At 72.4% G+C, this 23,950-nt stretch carries 19 protein-coding genes and 1 pseudogene; 7 read left to right on the top strand and 13 right to left on the bottom strand.

Going from position 1 to position 23,950, the window contains the following annotated elements:
• Entirely contained in the window at positions 1–945 is a 945-nt protein-coding gene (locus ASC99_RS34785; RefSeq protein WP_057239675.1) for an ABC transporter permease, read from the bottom strand.
• 3 nt (positions 946–948) lie between these two features.
• Entirely contained in the window at positions 949–2,508 is a 1,560-nt protein-coding gene (locus ASC99_RS34780; RefSeq protein ID WP_057239673.1) for an ABC transporter substrate-binding protein, read from the bottom strand.
• Between the two features lie 413 nt (positions 2,509–2,921).
• On the opposite strand from ASC99_RS34780, the gene ASC99_RS34775 reads away from it, so the two are divergent.
• The 5 genes and pseudogenes from ASC99_RS34775 (at position 2,922) to ASC99_RS34760 (ending at position 8,249) form a co-directional block, all read left to right on the top strand.
• Entirely contained in the window at positions 2,922–4,124 is a 1,203-nt protein-coding gene (locus ASC99_RS34775) for an ROK family protein (RefSeq protein ID WP_057239671.1), read from the top strand.
• Complete coding sequence (locus tag ASC99_RS34770) at positions 4,121–5,224, top strand: enolase C-terminal domain-like protein (protein WP_057239670.1); 1,104 nt, start codon at positions 4,121–4,123, stop codon at positions 5,222–5,224. Before ASC99_RS34775 ends, ASC99_RS34770 begins: the two co-directional genes overlap by 4 nt.
• Positions 5,221–5,366, top strand: a pseudogene (locus ASC99_RS42450) (SDR family NAD(P)-dependent oxidoreductase); the annotation flags it as partial. The gene ASC99_RS34770 and the pseudogene ASC99_RS42450, both read left to right, overlap by 4 nt.
• A gap of 17 nt (positions 5,367–5,383) precedes the next feature.
• Positions 5,384–6,088, top strand: a complete 705-nt coding sequence (locus ASC99_RS42445; RefSeq protein ID WP_057239668.1) for an SDR family NAD(P)-dependent oxidoreductase — start codon at positions 5,384–5,386, stop codon at positions 6,086–6,088.
• 49 nt (positions 6,089–6,137) lie between these two features.
• Positions 6,138–8,249: a right-handed parallel beta-helix repeat-containing protein gene (locus tag ASC99_RS34760; protein ID WP_057239666.1), complete on the top strand. Its 2,112-nt coding sequence runs from the start codon at positions 6,138–6,140 to the stop codon at positions 8,247–8,249.
• A 35-nt stretch (positions 8,250–8,284) separates the two neighbouring features.
• On the opposite strand, the gene ASC99_RS34755 is transcribed toward ASC99_RS34760, so the two are convergent.
• The gene (locus tag ASC99_RS34755; RefSeq protein ID WP_057239664.1) at positions 8,285–9,469 is read right to left on the bottom strand and encodes an esterase family protein; all 1,185 of its coding nucleotides are present in this window, start codon (positions 9,467–9,469) and stop codon (positions 8,285–8,287) included.
• Positions 9,470–9,575: 106 nt separating this feature from the next.
• Entirely contained in the window at positions 9,576–10,700 is a 1,125-nt protein-coding gene (locus tag ASC99_RS34750; protein ID WP_057239663.1) for a hypothetical protein, read from the bottom strand.
• Positions 10,701–10,855: 155 nt separating this feature from the next.
• Here ASC99_RS34750 and ASC99_RS34745 point away from each other — a divergent pair, with 155 nt between their 5' ends.
• Positions 10,856–11,956, top strand: a complete 1,101-nt coding sequence (locus ASC99_RS34745) for a PP2C family protein-serine/threonine phosphatase (protein ID WP_057239661.1) — start codon at positions 10,856–10,858, stop codon at positions 11,954–11,956.
• Here the strand turns inward: ASC99_RS34745 and ASC99_RS34740 are convergent.
• From ASC99_RS34740 to ASC99_RS34725, 4 genes are all read right to left on the bottom strand, one after another.
• A complete protein-coding gene (locus ASC99_RS34740) occupies positions 11,937–12,542 on the bottom strand; it encodes a hypothetical protein (protein WP_157531937.1) in 606 nt (201 codons plus the stop codon). The genes ASC99_RS34745 and ASC99_RS34740 overlap by 20 nt on opposite strands.
• Before the next feature lie 272 nt (positions 12,543–12,814).
• On the bottom strand, positions 12,815–13,330 hold the full coding sequence (locus ASC99_RS34735) for an alpha/beta-hydrolase family protein (protein WP_057239659.1): 516 nt from the start codon (positions 13,328–13,330) through the stop codon (positions 12,815–12,817).
• A complete protein-coding gene (locus ASC99_RS39585) occupies positions 13,302–13,925 on the bottom strand; it encodes a Pr6Pr family membrane protein (protein WP_057241233.1) in 624 nt (207 codons plus the stop codon). The genes ASC99_RS34735 and ASC99_RS39585 overlap by 29 nt, the downstream gene beginning before the upstream one ends.
• A 104-nt stretch (positions 13,926–14,029) precedes the next feature.
• Complete coding sequence (locus ASC99_RS34725) at positions 14,030–14,833, bottom strand: SDR family NAD(P)-dependent oxidoreductase (protein WP_057239655.1); 804 nt, start codon at positions 14,831–14,833, stop codon at positions 14,030–14,032.
• Between the two features lie 107 nt (positions 14,834–14,940).
• On the opposite strand from ASC99_RS34725, the gene ASC99_RS34720 reads away from it, so the two are divergent.
• A complete protein-coding gene (locus tag ASC99_RS34720) occupies positions 14,941–15,558 on the top strand; it encodes a TetR family transcriptional regulator (RefSeq protein ID WP_057239653.1) in 618 nt (205 codons plus the stop codon).
• Between the two features lie 49 nt (positions 15,559–15,607).
• On the opposite strand, the gene ASC99_RS34715 is transcribed toward ASC99_RS34720, so the two are convergent.
• The 5 genes from ASC99_RS34715 to ASC99_RS34695 form a co-directional block, all read right to left on the bottom strand.
• Positions 15,608–16,471: a universal stress protein gene (locus ASC99_RS34715; RefSeq protein ID WP_057240023.1), complete on the bottom strand. Its 864-nt coding sequence runs from the start codon at positions 16,469–16,471 to the stop codon at positions 15,608–15,610.
• A gap of 90 nt (positions 16,472–16,561) precedes the next feature.
• Positions 16,562–18,211, bottom strand: coding sequence for a bifunctional aspartate transaminase/aspartate 4-decarboxylase (locus ASC99_RS34710; RefSeq protein ID WP_057239651.1), 1,650 nt, complete (start codon positions 18,209–18,211; stop codon positions 16,562–16,564).
• Positions 18,212–18,240: 29 nt separating this feature from the next.
• Positions 18,241–19,941, bottom strand: coding sequence for an aspartate-alanine antiporter (gene aspT, locus ASC99_RS34705; RefSeq protein ID WP_057239649.1), 1,701 nt, complete (start codon positions 19,939–19,941; stop codon positions 18,241–18,243).
• A 34-nt stretch (positions 19,942–19,975) separates the two neighbouring features.
• Positions 19,976–21,571, bottom strand: a complete 1,596-nt coding sequence (gene aspT / locus ASC99_RS34700) for an aspartate-alanine antiporter (protein ID WP_255359307.1) — start codon at positions 21,569–21,571, stop codon at positions 19,976–19,978.
• A 175-nt stretch (positions 21,572–21,746) separates the two neighbouring features.
• Complete coding sequence (locus tag ASC99_RS34695) at positions 21,747–23,870, bottom strand: MMPL family transporter (protein ID WP_057239647.1); 2,124 nt, start codon at positions 23,868–23,870, stop codon at positions 21,747–21,749.
• Positions 23,871–23,950: the final 80 nt, after the last annotated feature.

Genomic DNA, 23,950 nt, shown 5'->3' with positions numbered 1-23,950 from the left:
TCACTCCCACCTGATCCGGGGGTCCAGCCAGGTGTACACCAGGTCGGTGACCAGCTGGACCGCGACGTAGACGGCGACGAGCAGCAGGAGCAGGTCCTGCACCACCGGGTAGTCCCGGCGCAGCACGCCCTGCTCGGCCAGTTGACCGAGGCCGGGCCAGGCGAAGATCGCCTCCACCAGCACGGCCCCGCCGAGGAGTTGGCCGACCTGCAGGCCGAGCACGGTGACCGCGGGCGGCAGCGCGTTGGGCAGCGCGTGCCGCAGCACGATCCGGCGCCGGGAGATCCCGAGCGCGGTCGCGGTGCGGACGTAGTCCTCGGCCAGCGCGCGTTCCAGGCCGTCCTTGAGGTAGCGGCCGAGGATCGCGGCGCTGGGCAGCGCCAGGCAGAGGGCGGGCAGCAGCAGGTACTGCACGCCCAGGTCCGGCTGGTCGAGGATCGACTCGTGCCCACCGGCGGGCAGCAGCCCGAGCGTCACCGCGAAGACCAGCACCAGCACCACGCCGGTGACGAACGGCGGGATCGCCAGCACCGTGGTGGTCAGCGCCCGGACGGCGACCGCCACCGGGCCCCGTCGCACGGTCGCGCCGAGCACCCCGAGCGGCAGGCCCAGCAGGATCACCAGCAGCAGGGCGCCGAGGGTGAGTTCGACGGTGGCGCCGAGGCTGTCGCCGATCAGGTCGGCCACCTCGCCGCCGATCGCGTAGCTCGGGCCGAGCCGGCCGGTGGCCAGGTCGCCGAGCCAGCCGAGGTACTGACCGAGCAGTGGCCGGTCCAGCCCGAGCCGGGCCCGGATGGCCGCGACCGCCTCGGGCCCGGCGTCCGGACCGGCCAGGCTGGTGGCCGGGTCGCCCGGTATCAGCCGGAGGATCAGGAAGATCAGGAAGGAGGCGGCCAGCAGCACCAGCAGCCCGGAGGGCAGCCGCCTGAGCAGGAAGGTACGCATCCGTCAGACCGTCAGGTAGGCGTCGTCGAGGTTGAGGTAGTTGAACTTGTTGAGGGTCGCGCCGTGCACCTTGGTCCCGGCCACCTCGATCTGGCCGCCGATCGCGAGGTCGATCACGAACGCCTCGTCCAGCAGCGTGTCGGTGACCTGCTGGTAGAGCGCCTTGGCCTCGGCACTGTCGCTGTCCGGGCGCTTCCAGGCGCGCTGGACGATGTCGGTGTAGCCCGGCGAGGAGAAGTGCGAGCTGTTCTTCGCCTCGTTGAACGGGTAGGCGCTCACCGCCAGGGTGGCCGGGTGCAGTTGGGCGAAGCCGTGGCTGAGCGTCCAGAGCGCGGGCATGGTCTGCGAGATGAGCTGCTTCTGCATGGTCGGCGAGTCGGTCGGCTGCAGCTCGGTCTCGATCCCGACCTGCTTCAGGTCGTGCTGGAGGATCTGCGCGATCGCGGTGCCGTCCGGGGTGTTGGAGTGCGCGAACGGCAGGGTGAGACCGGAGACTCCGGCCTCCTTGAGCAACTCCCGTGCCTTGGCCGGGTCGTGGCGGTAGTGGGTGGCGTTGGCGTCGCTGTACGCGGGCGAGGACTTCGGCCACGGCGCGGCGGAGGGCAGGCCGTAGCCGCCGAGCGCCTGCTGCACCAGCCGCTCCCGGTCGACCGCCCAGGAGATCGCCTGCCTGACCCGCTTGTCCTTGACCTGCTCGGCGCTGACGTTGACGCCGATGTAGTAGGCGCCGGAGCCGGTGTCGTACGGGCGGAGCTGGAACTGCCCGCTGCCCTTCAGCCCGGCCAGGTCCTTGCCGGGCACGTGATAGGAGAGGTGGCTCTGACCGGTCTTCAGTGAGGAGACCAGCGAGTCGGCCTGCGGGATCACCCGGATCTCCACACCGTCCAGGTAGGGGCGGCCCGGGTTCCAGTACTTCTCGTTCCGGGTGAAGGTGATCGAGGAGCCCGGGGTGCGCTTGCCGTACCGGAACGGCCCGGTGCCGATCAGCTGCTTGCCCGCGACCGCGTCCTCGACGGTGGCCGAGTCCGTGATGATCATGAATTCGAAGAGGTCGAACAGGTTGCTGACCGGGTGCGCCAGCTCCAGTGTCAGCTCGTGGTCGCCGTTCTTCCTGAACTCCGTGACGGTGGCCGCGGTCGACCGCAACTGGGCGGACCGGACCGGGTTCTGGAGGTTCTTCACGGCGAAGATCACGTCGTCCGCGGTGAACTTGCGGCCGTCGTGGAACAGCACGTCGTCCCGGAGCTTGAAGGTGATGCTGCGGCCGTCGGCGGCCGGCTGCCAGGAGGTGGCCAGCTCCGGCTGCGGGCGGAGCTGGTCGTCGTACCTGGTCAGGGTGTTGAAGACCAGCCGCTGGACCAGGGTGTTGGCACTCTGCGCGAACAGCAGGCTCGGGGTGTAGTCGATGGTGGTGGCCAGGCTGAGCGTGCCGCCCCGGCGCGGGCCCGCCGAGGCGGCGGCACCGTCGCCGCTCTCGGCCGCCGAGCGGCAGGCCGCCAGGCTGAGCAGGCCGGCCGCGGCGACGGAGCCGCGCAGGAGGGAGCGGCGGGAGAGCGAGGTCATGGTGCTTCCTTCGGAGGGAGGTGCCCGGTTTGTTTCGGAGCGAAAGTAACGACGGGATGCGACGGCCGGCCCGGAAACCGGCCTGGCGGCAGGAAGAGCGGACGACGGAGCGTCAGGAGGAGCGGCGGCAGCGACAGGAGGGGGGCACGGCACGGCACATGGCGGTCATCGCCCCTCCTTCGAATCGTCAGCTGCGGGTCCTGGGCACATCGTGGTGACCGGAAGCCGCGCTGTCAAACACCATCTCGCCTGCTGGGAGCGGGTGTTGCGAGAATGTTGCGCTGCGTTGCGGCCGATGGCGATCCACCCCCCGGGGTTGTCCCGACCTGCCCTCACCACTAACTTTCACCATGAAATTAACCGGCCCGGCGCCTGCCGCCGGGCCCCGCGCCACCCGATCGGAGCGCCAACCGATGACGCCCTCCTCCACCCGCGCGGTGCCTGCGGAGGCCGCCCGTCGCAACGCCGCGGCCGTGGTCAGGACCGTCCTCGCGCACGGTCCGCTCCCCCGGCTGCGGATCGCCGAACTCACCGGGATCTCCGCCGGCACCGTCTCCCGCCTGACCGCCCGGCTCGCCGCCGCCGGCCAGCTGGTCGAGCTGCCCGCCGTGCCCGGACCGGCCGAGACCGGCCGCCCCCGGGTGCCGCTCGACCTGCCGCTGGCCACCACCGCCGTGGCCGGGGTGCACATCGGCCTGCTACGCACCACCCTCGGCCTGGTCGACCTGCGCGGCGAGGTACTGGCTCAGCTGGTGCTCCCCCGCGGCTCGACCGATCCCGACCACGTCGTCGCCGAACTGGCCGACGCGATCGGCACTCTGACGACTGCTCAGCCGACCCGCCGACTGCTCGGCGTCGGAGTCAGCACCGGCGGCTGGGTGGACACCGAGGCGGGCACCGTGGTCGAGCACGGCCCGCTCGGCTGGCGGGACGTACCGCTGCAGGCGCAGCTGACTGCCCGGCTGGACCCGCCGGTCCGGCTGGACGGCCTGGTCCGGGCCCTCGCCCTGGCGGAGGGCTGGTACGGGGCCGGGCAACGGGCCGACAGCCTGCTGGAGCTCTTCGTCGGCAACGTGGTCGGCGCCGCCTTCACGGTGGCCCGACAGATCCACCACGGCCCGCGTTCCGCCGCCGGTGGCATCACCCATCTGCGGCTGCCCGGGCTGCGCGGGGCACCCTGCGAGGGCGGCCACCAAGACTGCCTGCAGGCCGCGTTGGCGGACCACTCGATTCTCCGACTCGCCGCGCAGCAGGGCCTGGTGAGCCCCGACGACCCGTACGAGGAACTGGTCCGGCGGGCCCAGCACGGCAGCCTGCCGGCGGCTCGGCTGCTCCGCACCCGGGCCCGCTGGATCGGGCGGGCCGTGGCCACCCTGCTGGACCTGGTCAACCCCGAACTGGTGGTGCTGGCGGGCGGTCCGCTGCTCACCCCCGAGTACCTGCCCGACGCCCGGGCCGAGTTGGTGCGGTACAGCGCCCTCGGCCCGGCCGCCGCCGACCGGCTGGTCCCGTCCGGGCTGGGCGAGCACTCCCTGGTGCTCTCCGCCGCCGCCGTCTTCCTGGACGCCTGGTTCTCGGACCCGCTCGGCCATGCCGGGGCCGGTGACCCTCGGTGATCGCAGTCGAGTTGGCGACCGTCCGAGTCTCCGCTCGGACCCGGTGGGACGTGGTGCGCCTACGGGACCGGGACGGGGTGACCGGTCTGGGCGAGTACTCCGACGCCGGGACCGGGGCAGCCCGGCTCTGGCCGTGCGTGGCGGCCCGACTGGCGGAGGGCATGGAAGTCGCCGCCGTACTGGCCGAGTTGGACCGACTGGCAGTGGGCTCCGACGCGTTCGCCGTGCACACCGTCCGGGGCGGTCTCGAGCAGGCCGCCACCGACCTGGCTGCCCGGCGGGCCGGGCAGCCGCTCTGGCGGTGGCTGGGCGGGCCGTCGGCCCGCCCCGTGCACCGGTACGCCAACCTCAACCGGGCGCTGCGGCACCGGACACCCGAGGAGTTCGCTGCCGTCGCGGCGGCGGCGTGGGCCGCCGGATACACCGCACTGAAGTGCGCGCCGTTCGACGGGCTGCCACCCGGGGAGCGGCTGCGCGGTGGCCTGGACCGGGCCCGGGCCGTCCGACTGGCCGCTCCCCGGGCGGAGTTGATGGTGGACGTCCACGGGCTGCTGACGGTGGACCAGGTGCTCGGCGCCGCCGGTGAGCTGACCGACCTCGGGCTGCGCTGGCTGGAGGACGCCGTGCCGCTGGACGATCCGGCCGCTCTGGCGGCCGTGCACGCGGCGGGGATCGCCCCGTTGGCGGGCGGGGAGTTCGCCGCCGAGCCCGGCCAGGTCCGGGCCGCCCTACGCAGCGGTCGGCTGGCCTGGCTGCTCCCCGACGTCAAGCACGCCGGGGGCCTGGCCGCCGCCCGCCGGCTCGCCGAGGAGGCGCTCGCGGCGGGCGCCGGAGTGTCGCTGCACAGCCCTTCGGGACCGGTGGCGACCGCCGCCGGGCTGCACCTGGCCATCGCCCTCGGCCCGTCGGTGGAGAGCGAGTTCGCGTTCGGCGAGGCCGGCTGGCGCCGCCACTCGGTCAGCCCGGCCGAGAGCCCGGACGGCCCCTGGATCACTCCGCCCGAGGGCCCGGGTCTCGGCCTGGACCTCGACCCCGCCCACTGGACGATCACCTCACCGACTCCCGCCACCGGCGGAGACCTCGACCGGAGCAGCCGATGAACCACCCGCACCCCCTCGCCGACCGGGTCGCGATCGTCACCGGCGCCGCCCAGGGCATCGGTGCCGCCGTCGCCGCCGAACTCACGGCCCGCGGCGCCCGGGTGGTCGCGGTCGACCTGGCGCCCGTCGCCGCAGCAGCCGGNCTACTACCCCGCCTGCGTGAACCGCATCTTCGGCGAGCCGACGGGCCATCAGGGCCCCACCCTGCCCGAGGCGCTGGTCGCGGTCGACCTGGCGCCCGTCGCCGCAGCAGCCGGGATCACCCCGGTGCACGGCGACGTCGCCGACCCGGGCACCGTCCGGGCCGCGCTGGCCACCGCCGAAGCTCTCGGCGGACCGGCCACCGTCCTGGTCCAGGCCGCCTTCACGGACACCCGCGCGCCCCTGGACGACCTGGCCGACGACGCCTGGGACGCCATGCTCGGCACCGTCCTGACCGCCGCCCGCCGCTTCGACGCCGCATTCGTCCGCGCCCTGCCGGCCGGCACCCCCGCCTCGATCGTGCACCTCGCCTCGCCGCACGCCTTCGGCGCGGTCCCCGGCTTCGCCGCGTACGCGGCCGCCAAGGCGGGCCTGCTCGCGCTGACCCGGGCGGCGGCGGTCGAGTGGGGGCGGCGCGGGGTGCGCTGCAACGCGGTGGCACCCGGCTTCGTCCCGGTCGAACGCAACCGCCAGGTCTGGACCGACCCGGAGCTGAGCGCGGCGATGCTGCGGGCCGCGCCGCTCGGCCGGTTCGGCACCGCCGCCGAAGTCGCCCGCGCGGTGGCCTTCCTGGCGGGTGACGAGGCGTCGTTCGTCAACGGCGCCTGCCTCGCCGTGGACGGCGGCATGACCGCCATGCTTCCCGAAGCGCTGCTGCGCTGAGGGTTTTCCCACCGAAGGAGAGACCCATGTCCGGTACCCAGGAGGGCGAATGTCCCTGCCCCGCACCGTGCGGCTGCTCACCGCCGCAGTCGCCGCCGCACTCCCGCTGACCCTGGCGGCCCCGGTCGCCGCAGCGCCCGCCACCAACTATGTCGACTGCTCGGCCGCGACCAACGGGACCGGCAGCCAGGCCGCCCCGTACAACACCCTCGCCGCCGTCAACTCCCTTGCGCTGGAGCCAGGTAGCGCGATCCGCCTGAAGCGCGGCAGCACCTGCCTGGGCACCCTGGCCCCGGTCGGCTCCGGCACCGCGGCCGCGCCGATCACCATCGACGCGTACGGCACCGGGGCGCTCCCTGCGGTGAACGCCAACGGCGGCGCCCAGGCCGTGCTGCTCGCCGACCAGGCGTACGTCGAACTCCGCAACCTCGACCTGAGCGCCCCGGGCGACAACACCACCTCCCGGCGCGGTGTCTACGTCCGGGCCACCGACGCGGGCACCCTGCCCGGCATCGTGCTCCAGGGGTTGGACATCCACGACGTGCGCGGCAAGCTGCCCGCCGTCACCGGGGCGGGCGCCGGCACCGGCAAGTACGCCGACGCCTCCGGCGGCATCGTGATCGAGGCCCAGGGCTCCACCACGCCAACGGCGTTCGCCGGGCTGCAGGTTCTGGACAACCGCATCCACGCCGTGGACCGCCAGGGCATCTACACGTGGTCCAACTGGTGCCGCAACACCCGGCTGGCCGCGTTCTGGAACAGCCTCTGCTCCGCCGCCTGGGCCCCCTCCACCGACCTGGTGATCCGGGGCAACCGGCTCTGGGACATCGGCGGTGACGGGATCGCCCCGATGACCGGGCAGCACACCCTGGTCGAGCGCAACCTGCTCCAGGGCTTCAACGTCCGTTCAGGATCACCCAACGCCGGGATGTGGACCGCGAACTCGGTCGACGTCACGTTCCAGTACAACGACACCTCCGGCGGCCGCACCACCAGCGACGGCATGGCCTACGACGTGGACCACTCCACCGACGGCGTGCTGTTCCAGTACAACTACTCGCACGACAACGAGGGCGGCTTCTTCCTGCTCTGCCCGTACAACACCCCGACCAGCAACTTCACCATCCGGTACAACGTCTCGGTGAACGACCGGGCCCGCGGCTTCCAGATCTGCCCCGGCGCGCTGAAGAACGGTCAGATCCACAACAACACCATCTACCTGGCGGACGGCATCAGCCAGCAGATCGTCACCGAGGGGACCACGGCCGCGCTGGACGTCCGGTTCACCGACAACATCGTGGCCAAGCACGGCAGTTCGGGCACCGTCGGCTGGACGCTCAGCGACCCGGCCTTCAAGATCGACCACAACGTCCTCTACGCCGTGCCGACCCCGGGCGGCGCGACCGACACCATCACCGGCGCCCCGCTGCTCTCCGGCCGGGAGCTGGCCGACCCGTGGGGCTACCGCCTCGCGGCCGGCTCCTCTGCGCTCGGCACCGGCACGGCGGTGGCCGGCAACGGCGGCCTGGACTGGTTCGGCAACCCCGTTCCGGCCACCGGCGCCGTCAACATCGGCGCCTACCAGGGCCCGGCGGTCACCGCCCCGAGCCTGGCCGCCACCTTCAACACCGATCCGGCCGGCGCGGCGCCCGCCGGATGGACCGTCACCGGACCGGCCGCCGGGGCCGTGGTCGGCGCCGACCCGTCCGGCGGCTACGGCTCGGCGCTGCTGCTGGCCCGGCAGAGCGCGGCCGAGGTCACCGCAACCCGCTCGTTCGCCGCCGCGACCGGGGAGACCCGGGTGGACCTCCGGCTGCGGGCCGGGCAGACCACGGCGCCGCTCGGCGTGCACCTGCTGGACGCGGCCGGGGCGCCGGTGGCGCAGTTCAGCCTGGCGGCGAACGGCAGCGCGGCCTTCACCGACAACGGCAGCTGGGCCGACGCCCCGTTCGCCTACCCACCGGGCGTCTGGCTGCGGGTGGCGCTGCTCCTGCACCCGGCCGCCGGGACCTACGACGTCCTGCTGGACGACGTGAAGCTGGCCACCGCCCGGCTGACCACCGGTGCGGGGGCGGCGAGCCAACTCCGGCTCCGGGTCCAACCCGGCGGCAGCGCCGCCACGTTCGCCGTCGACGACCCGCTGGTCCAACCGCTCGGCTGACCGCCGCAGCACCTGGCGCCCCGGCCGACGGTCGGTCAGGGCGCCAGGTGCTGAGACAGGAACTCCAGCGCGGGCGGCAGCAGCCTGGTCCAGGTCTGGAAGTTGTGGCCGCCGGTGGGCACCGAGGCCGTGGCGACGGTCATCGGCGGGCGGACCGCGGCCTCGAAGGCGTCGGTGTCGCGCTGGTAGTCGCCGTCCCCCTCCCGGCTGCCGGCCAGCATCACCGCGACCGGGGGCCCGGGCAGCGACTTCAGCCGCCACATCAGGTCGGCCTCGTTCCGGCGCTGCTGACTGCCCTTGAACAGGTCACCGGTGGAGACGTCCTCGGCGGCCCGGTAGTAGCCCGAGATGGAGACCCCTGCCGGGAAGACCTCGGGGTGACGCATGGTCAGCTTGAGCGCGCAGTACCCACCGGTCGAGTTGCCCACCATGCCCCAGGCCTTCGGGCCGGTGGAGATCCGGTACGAGGCGGCAAGCACCCGGGGGACGTCCTTGGCGAAGTACGTCTCCGACCGCACGCCGCCCGGGATGTCCTCGCACTCGCTGTCGGCGGGCAGCGCCGGGGACGGCCGCATCAGCACCAGGACGGTCGGCTGCATCCGACCGCCGGTCATCAACTGCAGCGCCGTTCCCGGGTAGTTGAGCCGGGTGATCAGGTTCTTGGCGTCGCCGGGGAAGCCGGTCAGCACGATCACGGCGGGGAACTTCCGCTCGGCGTACTCGGCCTGGAAGTACTGCGGCGGCAGGTAGACGTAGCCGTCGGTGCTCAGACCGGTGGACGGCCCCGGGATGCGGATCTCCTCGATCTCGCCGACCCGGCTCGGCTCGCGGCCCCGGCCGCCGCTGTCCACGTCGGCCCGGCCGAGCCGCTGCACCGGCTGCGCCGGCGGCTCCGCGACCGCGGCCGCCGTGGCACCGGGACTCGCACTGGGAATCGCACCGGGCCCCGGCTCGCCCTGCTGCCCGGTCACGCTCACCGCGCCGCGCTCCCCTGTACCCAGCAGGTCGTCCCAACTGCTGTAGAAGGCGAAGTAGTTGTTGGCCAGCAGACCGAGCGTGCAGAGCACTGCGAGCTGGGTGGCGAGCAGCGCCCCGATCCGGCCGAGCACCGCACGCCAGGTCTGCGCGGCGAACCGGGGCCAGTACCAGACCGTGCCGAACAGCAGCAGCAGGGCCATGACCGCCGCCAGGATCAGCACGCCGTGGCTTGTCAGCCCCATGTCCCGTGACTCCCGTGGGTTCGCTGCGGCCGGGGTTCCAGTATGCCCGCCGGACACACGCCACGGCCCCGGCCACACCGTACGGTGACCGGGGCCGGACGGGTGGTCAGTAGCGGAGCACCGCCGCGATCTGCTCGTGGTCGGCCAGCGCATCGTCGGGCAGGAAGACCACTTCGGCGCCCTGGTCCAGCGCCGCCTCGACCAGCTCGTCGACGATGTCCTCGCGCACACCGCGCTCCCAACTGCCCGGTTCGGCCACCGCCTCGGCGCCCACCGCCGCGAGATGACCCTCGGTCAGCCGGACGGTCTGCTGGTAGTGCTCCTCGACCGCGACCAGGCTGACCCGGCTCTCCCGGACCGCTTCCCAGACCTCGTCCAGACCGGCCGCAAAGGTCTTCCGGCCGCGCGCCTCGTCCAGCAGACCGGCCACCCGTTCGGCCTCCTGCCCGGCGTACGCGGCCCGGGCCGGACGGAGCTCCTCGCGCAGCACCCGGTCGGGACCGTTCACCAGCCCGCCGCTGAGCACCCGGCCGGCCGCCCCCTTGGTGGCCGAGCCGACCTCCTCGATCAGCCCGACCGCCTGCGGCAGGCCGACCAGGTAGAGCGGGCGGGAGTCGGTGGTGAGCAGGTCGCCGAGTGCGACGTCGACCGTGCGCAGGAAGCGCCGGGTCTCCTCGTCCTGGAAAGTGCTGGGCCGGTCGCCGACCCGCTCCTCGTGCTGCACGTCCCACTCCAGCGCCTCGGGTTCGGCCGGGAAGCCGTCCGCCCGGTGCTCGGAGAGCGACTCGCCCACGCCGCTCCAGAGCGTCGCACGGTCGCCCGCCAGCACCAGCACCCAGTACGGCCGGAACTGGGCCTTGGCGGCGACCAGGTTGCGGGTCAGGAAGGTGTCGCTGAGCACGACCCGCTCCGGGACCTCGCGGGGCAGCGTCCAGACCCGGTGGTCGGCGGTGGTCGCGAAGAGCACCAGCCCCTCCTCGGTGTGCCGCAGGTCGACCTCGGCGGCAGCCTTGGCCAGCCGGGCCTTGAGGTCGATCCTGGCCTGCCGGGCGATGTCCGGGTCGGCGTCGATCCGGCGCTCGGCCTCGGCCAGCACATTGCGCAGCCGGACCGGGTCCTGCGCGTTGTCCGGCTCCCGGCGGTGCGTCGGCAGGGTGAGCGAGACCACCGGGTAGGGCCGGGGCGCCCGGAGTTCACGCAGGGCCTCGGGTGTCAGGTCGTCGGCTTCCATCGTCCTCTTCTCCTAAGGCCCGTGCGGGCAGGGTTCCGGGCGAGCCGGACCGAGGCACCGTCAGGCAATGGCACGTGTGCCCACCGTCGCACGAGAACGGGCGCCTCGTGCGGACAAACCGGGGTGTTTCGGTCAACTGTCGATAGCCTGGAGACATGCGGACATTCTCCGGACTGCGGCGGGTGGGCTCTCCCCGCGCGATCGTCCGCTCGGCCCCCCTGGTGCTCATCGCCGTGACGGCGCTTCTCGACCTCCTGACGCCGGGTCAGCAGCGTTTCGACCGGTTCCTCGCCGCCGCGCCCGCGCTGGCGGCCGTCAGCTGGAGCGTCTCGGGTACCGCCGCGATCGGGCTGCTCGCGGTGGCGGCGGAGTTCGGGCTCTCCCTCGACCGGGGCTCGCCGTTCACCGCCTCGGCGCTCACCGCCGTGGCGGTGATCGGAACCGTGACGCTGGCCGCCTGCTACGCCGGCCACGTCCGAAAGCGCCGAGAGCAGGACCTCCTCGAGGTGCGCGCGGTGGCGGACGCCGCGCAGCGGGTCCTGCTGCGCCCGCTGCCGCCTTGGCTGGCCGGGGTCCAGCTCGACCTGCTGTACGCGGGGGCGGCGGCGCAGGCCCGGATCGGCGGCGACTTCTACGAGGCGCTGCGGACCCCGCACGGCCTCCGGGTGATCGTCGGCGACGTCCAGGGCAAGGGCCTGCCGGCGGTGGAGCTGGCCTCGGTACTGCTGGGCTCGTTCCGCGAGGCCGCCTACGACGCGCCCGACCTGCCCGCCGTGGTGGAGCGGCTGGAGCGGAGCATGGTGCGCTACAGCGAGCAGGTGCCCAGCTCGGACGCCGCCGAGCGGTTCGCCACCGCCGTGCTGGTGGAGGTCCCGGCGGACGGCCGGACCGCGCGGGTGGTCAACTGCGGCCATCCGGCGCCGCTCCTGCTGCGCGGCCGCGAGGTGCTGGAGGTGAAACCGTCCTCCCCCGCGCTGCCGCTGAACCTGGGCGCGCTGCTGAGCGACCCACCGCCGGTGGACAGCGTCCCGTTCGCGGCCGGTGACCGGCTGATGGTCTTCACGGACGGGGTGAGCGAGACCAGGGACGAGGCCGGGGAGTTCTACCCCCTGCCGGACCGGCTGCGCGGCTGGACCGAGAACAGCTCGGCCCGGCTGCTGGACCTGCTCCACACCGACCTGCTCGCGTACGGCACCGGCGCCGATGACGACGTCGCCGTGCTGATCGCCGGGCGGGTCAGTACCGCTGTGCCTTGACCACCACCGGTGTCAGCTGGTCGGCGGCGGGCCGTCGGCTGAACGAGACCGGACTGGCCGACTGCCCGGCGGCGACATTCTCCGCGCCGACCACGGTGCTCACCACGGCCTGGCCCGAGGCGTCCCGCCAGTCCACCTGGACGGCGTAGGAGGCGGTCGCCGACGTGCTGTTGACGATGTTCACCACCGCCGCCTGGATCCCGCCGGAGGTGGCCAGTGGCACCCCGGTCAGGGTCACGTCGGAGACCGCGTTGCCAGTGCCCTCGACCCCCTTGAGGGCCGCCACCGCCCGGTCCTGGTGCTGCGCCGCGTAGGCCGACACCGAAGCCTCGAAGGAGGCCGCGGCGGCCGAGGCGGAGGCGGCCGCCGCCGAGATCGAGGCCGCGGCAGAGGCGAAGGCGGACGGCGGCGAGCCGGAGAAGGAGGACGGGTTGGGCGGCACCGACAGGCTGGCACCGGTCGACGGCGAGCCGCCGGACGAGTCACTGCCGCACGCCCCCAGCAGCGCGACCGCCGCACCCGCCGCGGCCAGCGCGGCGATCCCGCGTTCCCGGCCCGTTCCGTACCCGCGTGCTGCTCTGGTCACGACTGCCTCCTGATCGGTGCTGCTCCGCCCCTCATCATTGGCAGGGTCGGCGACGGCGGCGACACGGGCGCGGCATCCGAGTGACGGTCAATTGGTGGTGCGTCGACCGGAGTTGACGCAGCGACGGTCAGGGACCGGACCGCAGCCGGGCATCCAGCCGCGCGCTGTCCGCGTCCGTCCGGCCGGGTGGCGGCGCGATCCTGGCCCAGGCGTACACCGGCAGCGTGCCGAACCGGTGGCCGTACCCGGCCGGTACGTCGTTGGCGGCCGGTCTACCAGGTGACCGGGTCGCTGCCGTTCTGCAGGTAGGCGATGCGCGGCCGGTCCCACGCCCCGCCGGGCAGGTCGAGGTCGGCCGGGGTCTGGGCGAACCGCACCGTCCGGCCCTCCTGGTAGACCGGCCGCCAGACCGCACTGCCCCGGTCCCGGCCGTCGGTGACGTCGCGTCGGATCGGGTTGTCGGGCGTCGGCCCGACCAGCAGCGCACCATCCGTACGGCTCGCCAGCCCCGCGATCCCGGCCGGATAGGCCCGCTCGGTGGCGTACGGGCCCAGGCTCTCGCCCGCCACCAGCAGCTTGGGGCGGTGGTCGGAGGGCAGGGCGGACCAGCGGGCGTACACGGCGTCGATCAGGGCCGCCCCCGCGTCCGAGGCCTCACCCTCCGTCAGGAAGGAGATCCAGCTCGGCAGTAGCAGAGCACCGCACCGGCCAGCGCTCCCCAGGACGGCAGCCGGAGCAGCGAGCTGAGCCGACGGAGCGTCACCCGCCGACCGCTTCCCTGCCCGCACCCAGCCGGTTGCCCGCCCACACCAGGGCGGCACCGACCCCGACGAAGGCCAGCGTGACCAGCGTGCAGGCCACCGCGACCCGGCCGTAGCCGCCGGGGTGCCGGGGATCGAGGAAGGGGTACGGGTACCAGTCGGTGACCGCGCCCCGGATCAGCGTGTACGGCAGGTAGACCAGCGGGAACAGCAGCCAGGACAGGGCCTGCTGACGGCTGATCGGGCGACGGGGCGGGTCGATCAGCCAGTCGGCCAGCAGCACCAGTGGCATCGTCCGGTGCAGCACGCCGTTGACCCAGGGCAGCAGCGGGCCGAGGTCGTAGTCCGACAGGGCGACCAGGTAGACCAGTCCGGTGATGGTCAGGTAGAGCGCCACCGCACCCCGCACCAGGTCCGGCACCCGGCCCCGGCCGAGCAGCCCGAGCGTGCCGCCGACCAGCAGCACCACGACTCCGGCCATGTTGCTCAGGTTGGTGAAGTAGCTGAAGAAGTTGGCCATCGACAGGTCCAGGGTCGCGCTCCGGTGCGCCTGGACGCCGAGCGCGACGGCGGCCAGCAGGCCGAAGCCGAGTCGCAGCACGTTCAGCACTCGGTCCCGCACCGAATCCCGCACTGGCCACCGCCTTCACCTCGTCCGACCGTTGCGATCATCATGACGGCGAAGGGGCGGACCGGCGCTGCGCGGCTCCGGTCCGGCGTGTCGGGTCAGGCGTGCGTGCCGCCGTCGATCCGGATCTCGGTGCCGGTGACGAACGCGCCGTCGTCCGAGGCCAGCATCGCGACCACGGCCGCCACCGCCTCGGGGCCGGCGAAGCCGTACCCGTTGCCGGACTGCAGGGCCGGGCTGAGCTTGGCGAACAGCGACATGTCGGCGTCCGCCGGGATGCCCGGGCCGCGGTTCTGGCCGCTGGTGCCGGAGGCGTCGGTCATGCCGCTGCTGATCGAGCCGGGCGCGACCGAGACCGCGCGCAGGCCCTGCTTGGCGTACTCGACCGCCAGGGTGTGGGTGAAGGACTGCACGCCGCCCTTGCTGGCCGCGTACGCCGCCATGTACGGGTGGGCGAAACTCGCCGAGGTGGAGCTGAAGTTGACCACCACACCGTGGCCGGAGGCGAGCAGCTCGGGCAGCGCCTCACGGGTCATCAGGAACGTACCCGTCAGGTTGACCCGCAGGACGGTGTTCCACAGCTCCAGGCTGGTGCGGTCGGTGTGCTCCGAGCGCAGGATGCCGGCCGCGTTGACCAGGGCGTCCAGGCCGCCCAGCAGGCCGACCGCCTGGGCCACGCCGGCCACCGCCGAGGCCTCGTCGCCGATGTCGACGGTGAGCGTGGTGAGCCGGTCGGCGGTGCCGTCGGCGGCGGCCAGCTCGCGGGTGGCGGCCAGGCCGTTCTCCGCCACGTCGGCACCGACGACCCGGCCGCCCTCGGCCAGGATGCGACGGACGGTGGCCTGGCCGATGCCGGAGCCCGCGCCGGTGATCAGTACGCGGCGGCCCTCGAAGCGGTTCATGGGTGTCTCCTGCTGGGTGGTCTGGACGGCTCACGCTTCACGTTACGCCTTGATGGCACGTTGTGCCACAACCGCACTCCGTGCCCGCCCGGCACTAGACTCGCCCCGTGTCCGACCAACGCCCCTCCCTCACCGAGCGCCGCAAGGCCACCACCCAGCAGGAGATCGCGCTCGCCGCCGCCCGGCTGTTCGCCGAGCACGGCGCGGCCGGCTGCACCGCCGAGGCGATCGCCCGCTCGGCCGGGGTCTCGCTGCGCACCTTCTACCGGTACTTCCGCACCAAGGAGGACGCGGTCGCGCCGCTGTTCTCCGGCGGGGTCAGGCACTGGGTCACCGAGCTGGCCCTCAGCCCGCCCGAGCTCTCCGTCCCCGAGGCGCTGGAGCACTCCGCCCGGATCGCCCTCACCCCCTCGGCCGAGTACCCGGCCGCCACCTTCGAGTGGGTCCGCGGCCTGCTCCGGATCACCCCCGCCGAGCCCGACCTGCTCGCGGTCTGGCACCGGGTGCACCACGAGTCCGAGCTCGCCCTCTCGCCCGTGCTCGGCACGCTGGCCGGGCCCGGCGCCGACCCGCTGGAGCTGCGGCTGGCCGCCGCGGCCGCCAACACCGCGATGCGGGTCGCGCTGGAGACCTGGGCGGAGACCGAGGAGCCGCCGGAGCGGATCGCCGAGCTGGGCGCCCGGTGCATCCGCGAGCTGACGGCCGGTCTGCGGCTCTGGGCCTGAACCGTCGTCAGAACCCGGACGTCAGAAACTGGGCGTCAGAACCCGGGCGTCAGAGCGGGACCACCGCCACCGGGCAGTGTGCGTGGTGCAGCACCGCGTGCACGGCGGTGCCCAGCCGCAGGCCGAAGTGCGGGGCCGGCTCGTGCCTCGCGATCACCAGCAGGGCCGCCTCCTTGGAGGCCTCCACCAGGGTGGCGGCGGTCGGGCCGCTGTAGTCCTCGGCCTCGATCTCCAGCTCCGGGAACTCCTCCCGGACCGGGTCGACGGTGCGGCTCAGCAGCTGCGCGTGCAGCTTCGCCTCCTCCCCCAGCTCGTCCAGCATCGGGGCGGAATGGGTGACGTCCGCGACCACCGGCGACCAGGTGTGCAGCGCTCGCAGCGGCAGCCCGGCCAGCGCGGCCTGCCTGGCCCCGAACCGCAGCGCCACGGCGTCCCGCTCCTCCCGGATCGCCACCAGGACGTGCTTGCCCTGCTCCGGGGCGACCCGGACCACCACCACCGGGCAGATCGCGTGCGCGCAGACCCGCAGGCTGACCGAGCCCAGCAGCAGCGAGGCGAAGCCACCGTGGCCCCGGGTGCCGACCACGGCCAGTTCCGCGTGCTCGGCGGCGGTCAGCACGGCGGCGGCCGCGTCGCGCGGCACCACGTCGCCGGTGGGCCGCAGGGTCGGGTGGGCGGCGCTGACCAGGTCGAGCGCCTCGTCCAGGACGGCCTGCGCGTTCTTCAGGATCAGGTCCGTCACGGCGGCGCCGGAGCGGGGCGAGAGGGTGACCGTACCGGTGTTGACGGCGTGCACCAGGTGCAGCCCGCAGCCGCGCCGTTCGGCCTCCTGGGCGGCCCAGTCGGCCGCCACCGTGGCATGGGGAGAGCCGTCCACGCCGACCACCACACCTGCGGGGGATCGGATGTCCATGATCGCCTCCGGAGCGTCGATGCCTCCCTCCAGCATGCGCCTCGGGGCAACCGAAAGGGGCCCACGAAGGAGGCCCCTTTCGCTACCGGGTCAGACCTTGGACTGCTCCCACTCGGTGCGGTAGTCCAGGAAGATCTGCCGCAGGTGGTGGCCGATCTTCAGGTAGTCCAGATCGTCCAGGTTGGCCAGCGAGACCCGGACCGACCACTCGGGGCCGTCGAAGCCGCCGCCGTTGAGCAGCACCACCCCGGTCTGCTCGGCCAACCGGAACAGCGGCTCGGTCGGCTCGTAGGTCTTCAGCAGGTACTCGGCGAACTCCGGACCGGCCGTCCGCTCGGCCTCCGCCAGCAGGTCCAACTCGATGTAGTACCCGGCCCGTTGCGGGTCGTCCGCGATCCTCATCTCTGACCCCTCCAGCAGCAGCGCCAGCCGCTGGTACACGATCTCCTGCACCTTGGTCTTGTACGCCTTGCCCTCGGGCAGCAGCGCGAACAGCGAGAACAGCATCATCTGCACCTGCTGCGGCAGGCTCAGCCCGGCGGTGTGGTTGAGCGCCACCTGCCGGGAGTCGGCCACCAGCCGGTCGATGAAGCGGATCTTCTCCGGCTCCAGGGTGAGGGTGCCGTACCGCTTGTTCAGCCGGGCCTTCTCCTCCGCCGACAGCTTCGCCAGCATCTCGTCCAGCACGTTGTCCTTGTGCAGGCCGATCACGCCCAGGCGGTGACCGGTGCAGCCGTAGTGCTTGGAGTAGGAGTACACCAGCAGGCTGTTGCGCGGCAGGGCGGCGGCGATCGTGCGGAAGCCGTTCACGAAGGTCCCGTACACGTCGTCGGTGACCACGATCAGATTCGGGTTCCTGGTCGCCACGATCTGCTTGATCTGGTCCGCGACCCGCTGGGAGAGCTCCAGCGACGGCGGGTTGGAGGGGTTGACCAGGCAGACCAGCTTGACCGCCGGGTCCTCCAGCTTGGCCACCTCCTCGGTCGGGTAGCGCCAGCCGCGCACCCCGGTCTCGGCGAAGTTGGACGCCTCGACCTTGACCACCTCGAAGTCGAAGGTGTCCAGCTCGGCGATCTCGATGTACGGGGTGAAGACCGGCACCATCAGGGCGATCTTGTCGCCCTTGTGCAGGATGCCGTTCTTCATCAGCGAGTCGAAGATGTAGCACATCGCGGCGGTGCCACCCTCGGTGGCGAACAGGTCGAGCTGGTCGGCCGGTGCCTTGCCGTCCATCAGCTCCTCGCGCAGGTAGCTCCGGACCACCTGCTCACCGTGCGTCAGCATCCGGTCCGGCACCGGGTAGTTGTCGCCGATGGTGGAGTCGGCCAGCTCGTGGATCCAGGCGTCCCGGTCGAAGCCGAACCGCTGCACGGCCAGGTCGATCGAGGCGGTCAGCAGCTCGATGCCGGGCATCTCGGGGTGCGAGCGGGTGAAGCGGTCGTACCGCTCGGAGATGCCCTGCTGCTCCGGCATGCCGCCCAGGTTGTCGGCGGTCCACACCCGGCGGCTCTCGGAGAGCGAGAAGTGACCGAGCGCCAGGAACGCCTCGCGCGGCCCGGTGGCGATCCAGTTCGGGTTGCCGCGCCCCGCGTTGAGCATGTGCGCGCTCGACTTGCCCTTCTGCCCGGGCTGGTCGGCCTGGTACGTCTCGGCCAACTCCATGAACCGGCCCTTGAGTTCGAACGGGCTCAGCTGGGCCAGGCGGCGGATCTCTTCGCGGCTGATCGAAGGCTTGCTCATGAGGGGGTCTCTCTCCTAGGGCCTGGGGGCTAACCGAGCAGGGCGACGATGATGGCGCCCCAGATGGTCAGCAGGACGTTGCCTGCCGCGTACGGGATGGTGTAACCGAGCGTCGGGATCTGGCTCTTGGCCTCTTCGTTGATCGCGCCGATCGCCGCCGTGGTGGTCTGCGACCCGGCCACCACGCCCGTCAGGATCGGCGCCCTGATCTTGAAGATGAAGTGGCCGACCAGCAGGCCGGCGAACAACGGGATCACGGTGGCCACCGCTCCCCACACCAGCAGGCCCCAACCCGCCTGGGAGAGACCGCTGCTGAAGCTCGGACCGGCGTTGATGCCGACGATGGCGACGAAGGCGCACAGACCGAAGGTGTCCATGAACCACTGCGCACCGGGCGGCACGTTGCCGTAGGTCGGGTACTTGCCGCGGATCCAGCCGAAGACCAGACCCATGATCAGCGCGCCGCCGGAGGTGGAGAGCGAGATCGGCACCCCGCCCGCGGTCAGCGACGGGATCCCGATGCAGCCGCCGAGGAAGATGCCCAGGCCGACCCAGATCATGTCGGTGGCGAAGCTGGTCGGCACCGACTTGCCGAGCGCGTCGGTGGCCGGGTCGACCAGCCGCTTGGGGCCGGTCAGCACCAGGGTGTCGCCGCGCTCCAGCTCGGTGGAGAGCCGGTAGGGGAACTCCGCGCCGGAGCGGTAGACCTTGTCGATGAAAACACCGACCATGAACGGCTCGCGGCGGACCTGCGCCACCGTCTTGCCCAGGTGCTCCTTGTTGGAGACCACCACGTGCAGGTTCTCGGTCTGGTAGCTGAGCAGACCCGCGTCGTCCGACTCCGGGCCGATCTGCCGGGCCGGGTCGAAGTCCACCAGGTCGTGCCGGAGCGCGCTGACCGCGATCACGTCGCCCTGCTGGAGCACGGTCTGCTGGGTGTGGTCGAGGATCTCGCCGGCCCGGCGGACCCGGGTGACGTAGATCCGGCGGCCCTGCTCCCGCTGCTGGGCCTCGATGTCGTCGATGCTCCGGCCGACCAGGCCGTTGCCCGCCACGGTGAAGGCCCGCAGCACCACCTCGTAGTAGCCCTCGGCCAGATCCGGGTTGACCTCCGGGGCGTCCAGCTCGATGGCCAGCGCCTTCGAGTCCTCCGCCAGGTTGCTCCTCAGCAGCCGGGGCGCGATGTTGGCCAGCAGCACCGCGCACAGGATGGTGCCGAGCGGGTAGGTGACCGCGTACGCGACCGGCACCAGGTTCTGCTGCTCGGTGATCTGATCCGGGCTCAGCCCCTGGATGTTGCCGATCGCGTCCTGCGCGACACCGATCACCGCGGACTGGGTGAGCGCACCGCCGAGCAGACCGGCGCCGAGGCCCGGGCCGTAGTCGAGCATCTCGGCGAAGCCCCAGCAGACCAGCAGGCCGGTGACACAGACCACCACGGCGACGGTGACCTGCGGCAGGCCGTCCTTCTTCAGGCCGCGGAAGAACTGCGGACCGACCTTGTAGCCGAGTGCGAACAGGAACATGATGAAGAACACCGACTTCACCGTGCCGTTGACGCTGACCTCGGTGACCCAGCCGGTGAACAGCCCGGCGACCAGACAGCCCGTCACCGCGCCGAGCCCGATCGCCTTGTAACGGATCTTCCCGACCAGGAAGCCGATCGCGATGGTCAGGAAGATCAGTAGTTCCGGATACGGCTTGAAGACGTGATCGGTGATCCAGTCCATCGTGGCCCTTCAGGTGGGGGGCAGAGGCTCGGACTCAGAGGCCGATGATGCCGACCAGCACCGGGCCGGTCAGGGGCAGCAGGAAATTGGAGATGGTGTACGTGATCGTGTAGCCGAGCATCGGCACGCTGCTCCGGGCGACGTTGCTGACGGCGGTGATGGCGGGGGTCGAGCACTGCTGGCCCGCGATGGCACCGATCAGGATCGGCGGTTCGATCTTCAGCAGCTTCCGGCCGACGAACAGCGACAGGAAGGCCGGGATCACCACCATCAGCACGCCGGCCGCCGGGAGCAGCACCGGGTACTGCTTGAGCAGCGGACCGGCGTCAGGTCCTGCCGCCATGCCGGTGACGGCGATGAAGATGGACAGGCCGAGGTCCTTGGCGGTCTGCGCGGCCACCGGCGGGTACGCGCCGAAGGTCGGGCGCTGGGCGCGCAGCCAGCCGAACACCAGACCGGCGATCAGGCAGCCGCCGCCGGTGCCGAGCGAGAGGTTCACCTCCCCGACGTGGATGGTGACCATGCCGAGCAGCACACCCGCGCAGATGCCCAGGCTCAGGTAGATGTAGTCGGCGGTGTCCTGACGGACCGTCGCGCCGACCTTGGTGGCGAAACGTTCCACCTTGACCCTGGCACCGACCACGGTCAGCGTGTCGCCCTGGTGCAGCTCGGTCTCGCCGATCGCCGGCAGGTGCTGGTCGACCCGCTGGATGTCGGTCAGGTAGACCCCGCCGACCGTCTCCGGCTCGGCGGCCCGCAACTCGGTGACGGTCCGGCCGCTGATCTCCTTGCGGGTGACCACCACCTGGCGGACCGCGAGCGGGCTGTCCAGCCCGGGCACGCCGGAGGTCTCCGGGCCGAGGTCGTGCCCGGTGGCCATCACGGCCGCCCGGCGGCCGACCACCAGGACCCGGTCGCCGCGCCGCAGTTGGAGCTCCGGCGCGACCGTGAGCACCTGGTCGCCGCGCTTGACGCCCTCGATCGAGACCAGCTGCCGCGACTCGGCCTCCAGCGTGCCGACCCGGCTGCCCTCGCCCTGCGAGACCAGGTACGTCCGGCCGACCAGCGCGGGCAGGGCGGCCTGCTCGCCCGACCCCGGGCCGCCCTCGCCGCCGCGCATCTTCTCCCAGAGCGCGCGGCTCGCCTCGGGCAGCTTGATCCGCATCAGCAGCGGGAAGACCTGACTGGTCAGCATGACGATGCTGACCAGCCCGAACAGGTAGCAGACCGAGTACGCGGTGGCCACGTGCGCCTGCAGCTGCTGGGACTGGTCCTCGGTGATGCCGCCGAGCTGGCTGATCGCCTCCTGCGCGGTGCCGACCACCGCCGACTCGGTGGCGGCGCCGGCCAGAATGCCGGCGGCCGTGCCCACGTCCAGGTCGAAGCCGACGGCGAAGCCGAACGCCAGCAGGATCACCACCACGGCTTCCAGCACCGAGAGCACGCCGAAGCGCAGGCCCTTGGCGTTCATGTTGGCGAAGAACTGCGGCCCCGCCATGTAACCGAGCGAGAAGATGAAGAGCGCGAACGCCACGTTCTTGACGTCCGCGTTCACCGATACGTCCTGCGCACCGATCAGCATCGAGACGATCAGCGTCCCGTTCTCCCGGAGCAGGCTCACCGGCCGCACCGCCGGGCTGACGGTGGCTCAGGGCTGTGACCGGCAGCGGGCCGAGGACTGATCATGCCTGCGATTACATCGCATATGTAGGCTTATGACCCTTTTAGACACTCCATTGCAGCAACGTTTCAGCCCGGAAACCCTGACCGGGTTTCCGGGCTGAGGCCTGTGGGGCTACCGCCCGTCAGGCCGGGACGAGCTCCTTGGCCGGGGCGGACTCCTCGGGTTCGATCCGAAGCTCCGGGAGCAGCCGGTCCAGCCAGGCCGGCAGCCACCAGTTGGCCCGGCCGAGCAGCGTCATGGTGGCCGGCACCAGCAGCAGCCGGACGACCGTGGCGTCCACCAGCACGGCGGCGGCCATCCCGACACCCATCATCTTCACCGTGATGTCCGGGTCCAGCGCGAAGCCGACGAAGACCGCGACCATGATGGCCGCCGCGCTGCTGATCACCCGTCCGGTCGCCGACAGGCCGCGCACCACGCTGCCCTTGGCATCCCCGGTGGCCAGCCAGTCCTCCCGGACCCGGGCCAGCAGGAAGACCTCGTAGTCCATCGACAGCCCGAACAGCACGGTGAACATCAGGATCGGCACCCAGCTGGACACCGGCACCGAGTGCGGCAGCCCGAGCAGCTTCGCCCCGGTCTCGGACTGGAACACCGCCGTGGTCACCCCGTACGCGGCCGCCACCGAGAGCAGGTTCATCGCCGCCGCCTTGACCGCCAGCACCGGCGCCCGGAACAGCACGGTGAGCAGGATCAGCGAGAGCGCCACCACGAACGGGACCACGATCCAGAGCCGATCGCTCAGCCGGTCGGAGATGTCCGCGAAGACCGCGACCACCCCGGTCACCTCCGCACCGGCGGGCAGCAGATCACCGCGCATCCGGTCCAGCAGCTCGGTGGTCCGCTCGTCCTGCGGCCCGGTGCTCGGACGGACCGAGACCACCGCCGCGTCACCCGCCCGGTTCTGCACTGCCGGGGCAACCTCCGCCACGCCCGGGTCGGCCTTCAACCGCTCGAGCAGGGTGGGGAGTTCGGCGGCAGGCAGCGTGCGCAGGTCGACCGCTACCAGCAGCGGGCCGTTCGCCCCCGGGCCGTACGCCTCGGCCACCAGGTCGTACGCCTTGCGGGTGGTGTTGCCCGAGGCCTGGCTGCCCGCGTCCTGCGGCCAGGTCCGCATGCCGAGCATCGGCGCGGCCAGCGCGAGCAGCACCACCAGCGAGGCCAACCCGGCGGCCAGTGGACGCCGGCCGATCAGCCGGGCCCAACGCTCGGTCCTGGTCGGGCCCTCGGCCACCCGCGCGGCAGGGGCGGCCCGCTCGGCCCGGCGCAGCAGGCGCGGTCCGGCCAGCGAGCACAGGGCGGGGACCAGGGTGAGCGAGGCCAGCATCACCGCGCCGACCACGGCGAAGGTCGCATAGCCGAAGGAGGAGTAGGTGGGGAGACCGGCCAGCCGCAGCCCGAGCAGCGAGACCAGCACCGTGGCACCCGCGACCACCACCGACGACCCGGCGGTCGCGGTCGCCTCGGCGGCCGCCTGCTGCTTGGTCAGCCCCTTGCGCAGGCCTTCGACATGACGGCTCACCAGCAGCAGCGCGTAGTCGATGCCCACCCCGAGGCCGACCATGGTGGCCACCGTCGGGGCGGTCTCACTGATGTCGGTGACGGCCGCCATCAGCGTGGTCAGCGCCGTCCCGAGCCCGAGCCCGGCCAGCGCCACCAGCAGCGGCAGGCCCGCCGAGATCAGCGTGCCGAGGGCGATCACCAGGATCACCAGCGCGGCCACCACACCGACCAGTTCGGCCGTTCCGTCCGGGGCGGAGAAGTTCTCCGGCACCTGACCGCCGAACTCCACCTGCAGACCGGCCGCCTCGGTCGGCTTCCCCGCCTCGCGCAGGGCGTCGAGCCCCTCGGAGCCCTTGAACTCGGTCTGCGGCACCAGGTAGCCGACCTGGAGGAGCGCGGTGTCGCCGCGTGCGGAGAGCACCGGCTCCCCGACGGTGGCGACCTTCGGCATCCCGGTCAGCCGCTGCCGCAGCTCGGCGAGCACCGACTCCGGGAGTCGGTCACCCTCCCGGTCGCGCACGACCACCCTGGCGCCGGTCCCGGACATCTCCGGGAAGCGCTCGGTCAGCAGATCGCCACCGGCGGTCGAACGTGCGCCGGGAACACGGTAGTTGTCGTGCGGCTCACCGCCGATGGCGGCGGCCAGGCCGAAGGCCACGACCAGGAGAAGGAGCCAGGCGAGCAGGGTGCGCCACGGTCTGGCAGCGGCAGCGCCGCCCAGGCGGCCGAGGAACGAGGACATGCGGGAGCCTTCCGGCGATTTCCGTTGAGACTCCCTCAGCCTGCACACCCCCACTTGGAACCCACTTGGCAACCTCGCTC

Source organism: Kitasatospora sp. Root107 (assembly GCF_001424875.1).
Taxonomy (GTDB): domain Bacteria; phylum Actinomycetota; class Actinomycetes; order Streptomycetales; family Streptomycetaceae; genus Kitasatospora.
Note: the sequence above shows the minus strand (reverse complement) of the source record. Positions and strands in the feature narration are given on the sequence as shown.

Bases quoted from the DNA above. Each gene is read 5' to 3' on its own strand.
- ASC99_RS34785 (WP_057239675.1), bottom strand. From the start codon at position 945: ATGCGTACCTTCCTGCTCAGGCGGCTGCCCTCCGGGCTGCTGGTGCTG.
- ASC99_RS34715 (WP_057240023.1), bottom strand. From the start codon at position 16,471: ATGGACATCCGATCCCCCGCAGGTGTGGTGGTCGGCGTGGACGGCTCT.
- ASC99_RS34745 (WP_057239661.1), top strand. From the start codon at position 10,856: ATGCGGACATTCTCCGGACTGCGGCGGGTGGGCTCTCCCCGCGCGATC.
- ASC99_RS34755 (WP_057239664.1), bottom strand. From the start codon at position 9,469: ATGGGGCTGACAAGCCACGGCGTGCTGATCCTGGCGGCGGTCATGGCC.
- ASC99_RS34775 (WP_057239671.1), top strand. From the start codon at position 2,922: ATGACGCCCTCCTCCACCCGCGCGGTGCCTGCGGAGGCCGCCCGTCGC.
- aspT (WP_057239649.1), bottom strand. From the start codon at position 19,941: ATGGACTGGATCACCGATCACGTCTTCAAGCCGTATCCGGAACTACTG.
- ASC99_RS34725 (WP_057239655.1), bottom strand. From the start codon at position 14,833: ATGAACCGCTTCGAGGGCCGCCGCGTACTGATCACCGGCGCGGGCTCC.
- ASC99_RS34750 (WP_057239663.1), bottom strand. From the start codon at position 10,700: ATGGAAGCCGACGACCTGACACCCGAGGCCCTGCGTGAACTCCGGGCG.
- ASC99_RS34710 (WP_057239651.1), bottom strand. From the start codon at position 18,211: ATGAGCAAGCCTTCGATCAGCCGCGAAGAGATCCGCCGCCTGGCCCAG.
- ASC99_RS34780 (WP_057239673.1), bottom strand. From the start codon at position 2,508: ATGACCTCGCTCTCCCGCCGCTCCCTCCTGCGCGGCTCCGTCGCCGCG.
- ASC99_RS34760 (WP_057239666.1), top strand. From the start codon at position 6,138: ATGTCCCTGCCCCGCACCGTGCGGCTGCTCACCGCCGCAGTCGCCGCC.
- ASC99_RS34695 (WP_057239647.1), bottom strand. From the start codon at position 23,870: ATGTCCTCGTTCCTCGGCCGCCTGGGCGGCGCTGCCGCTGCCAGACCG.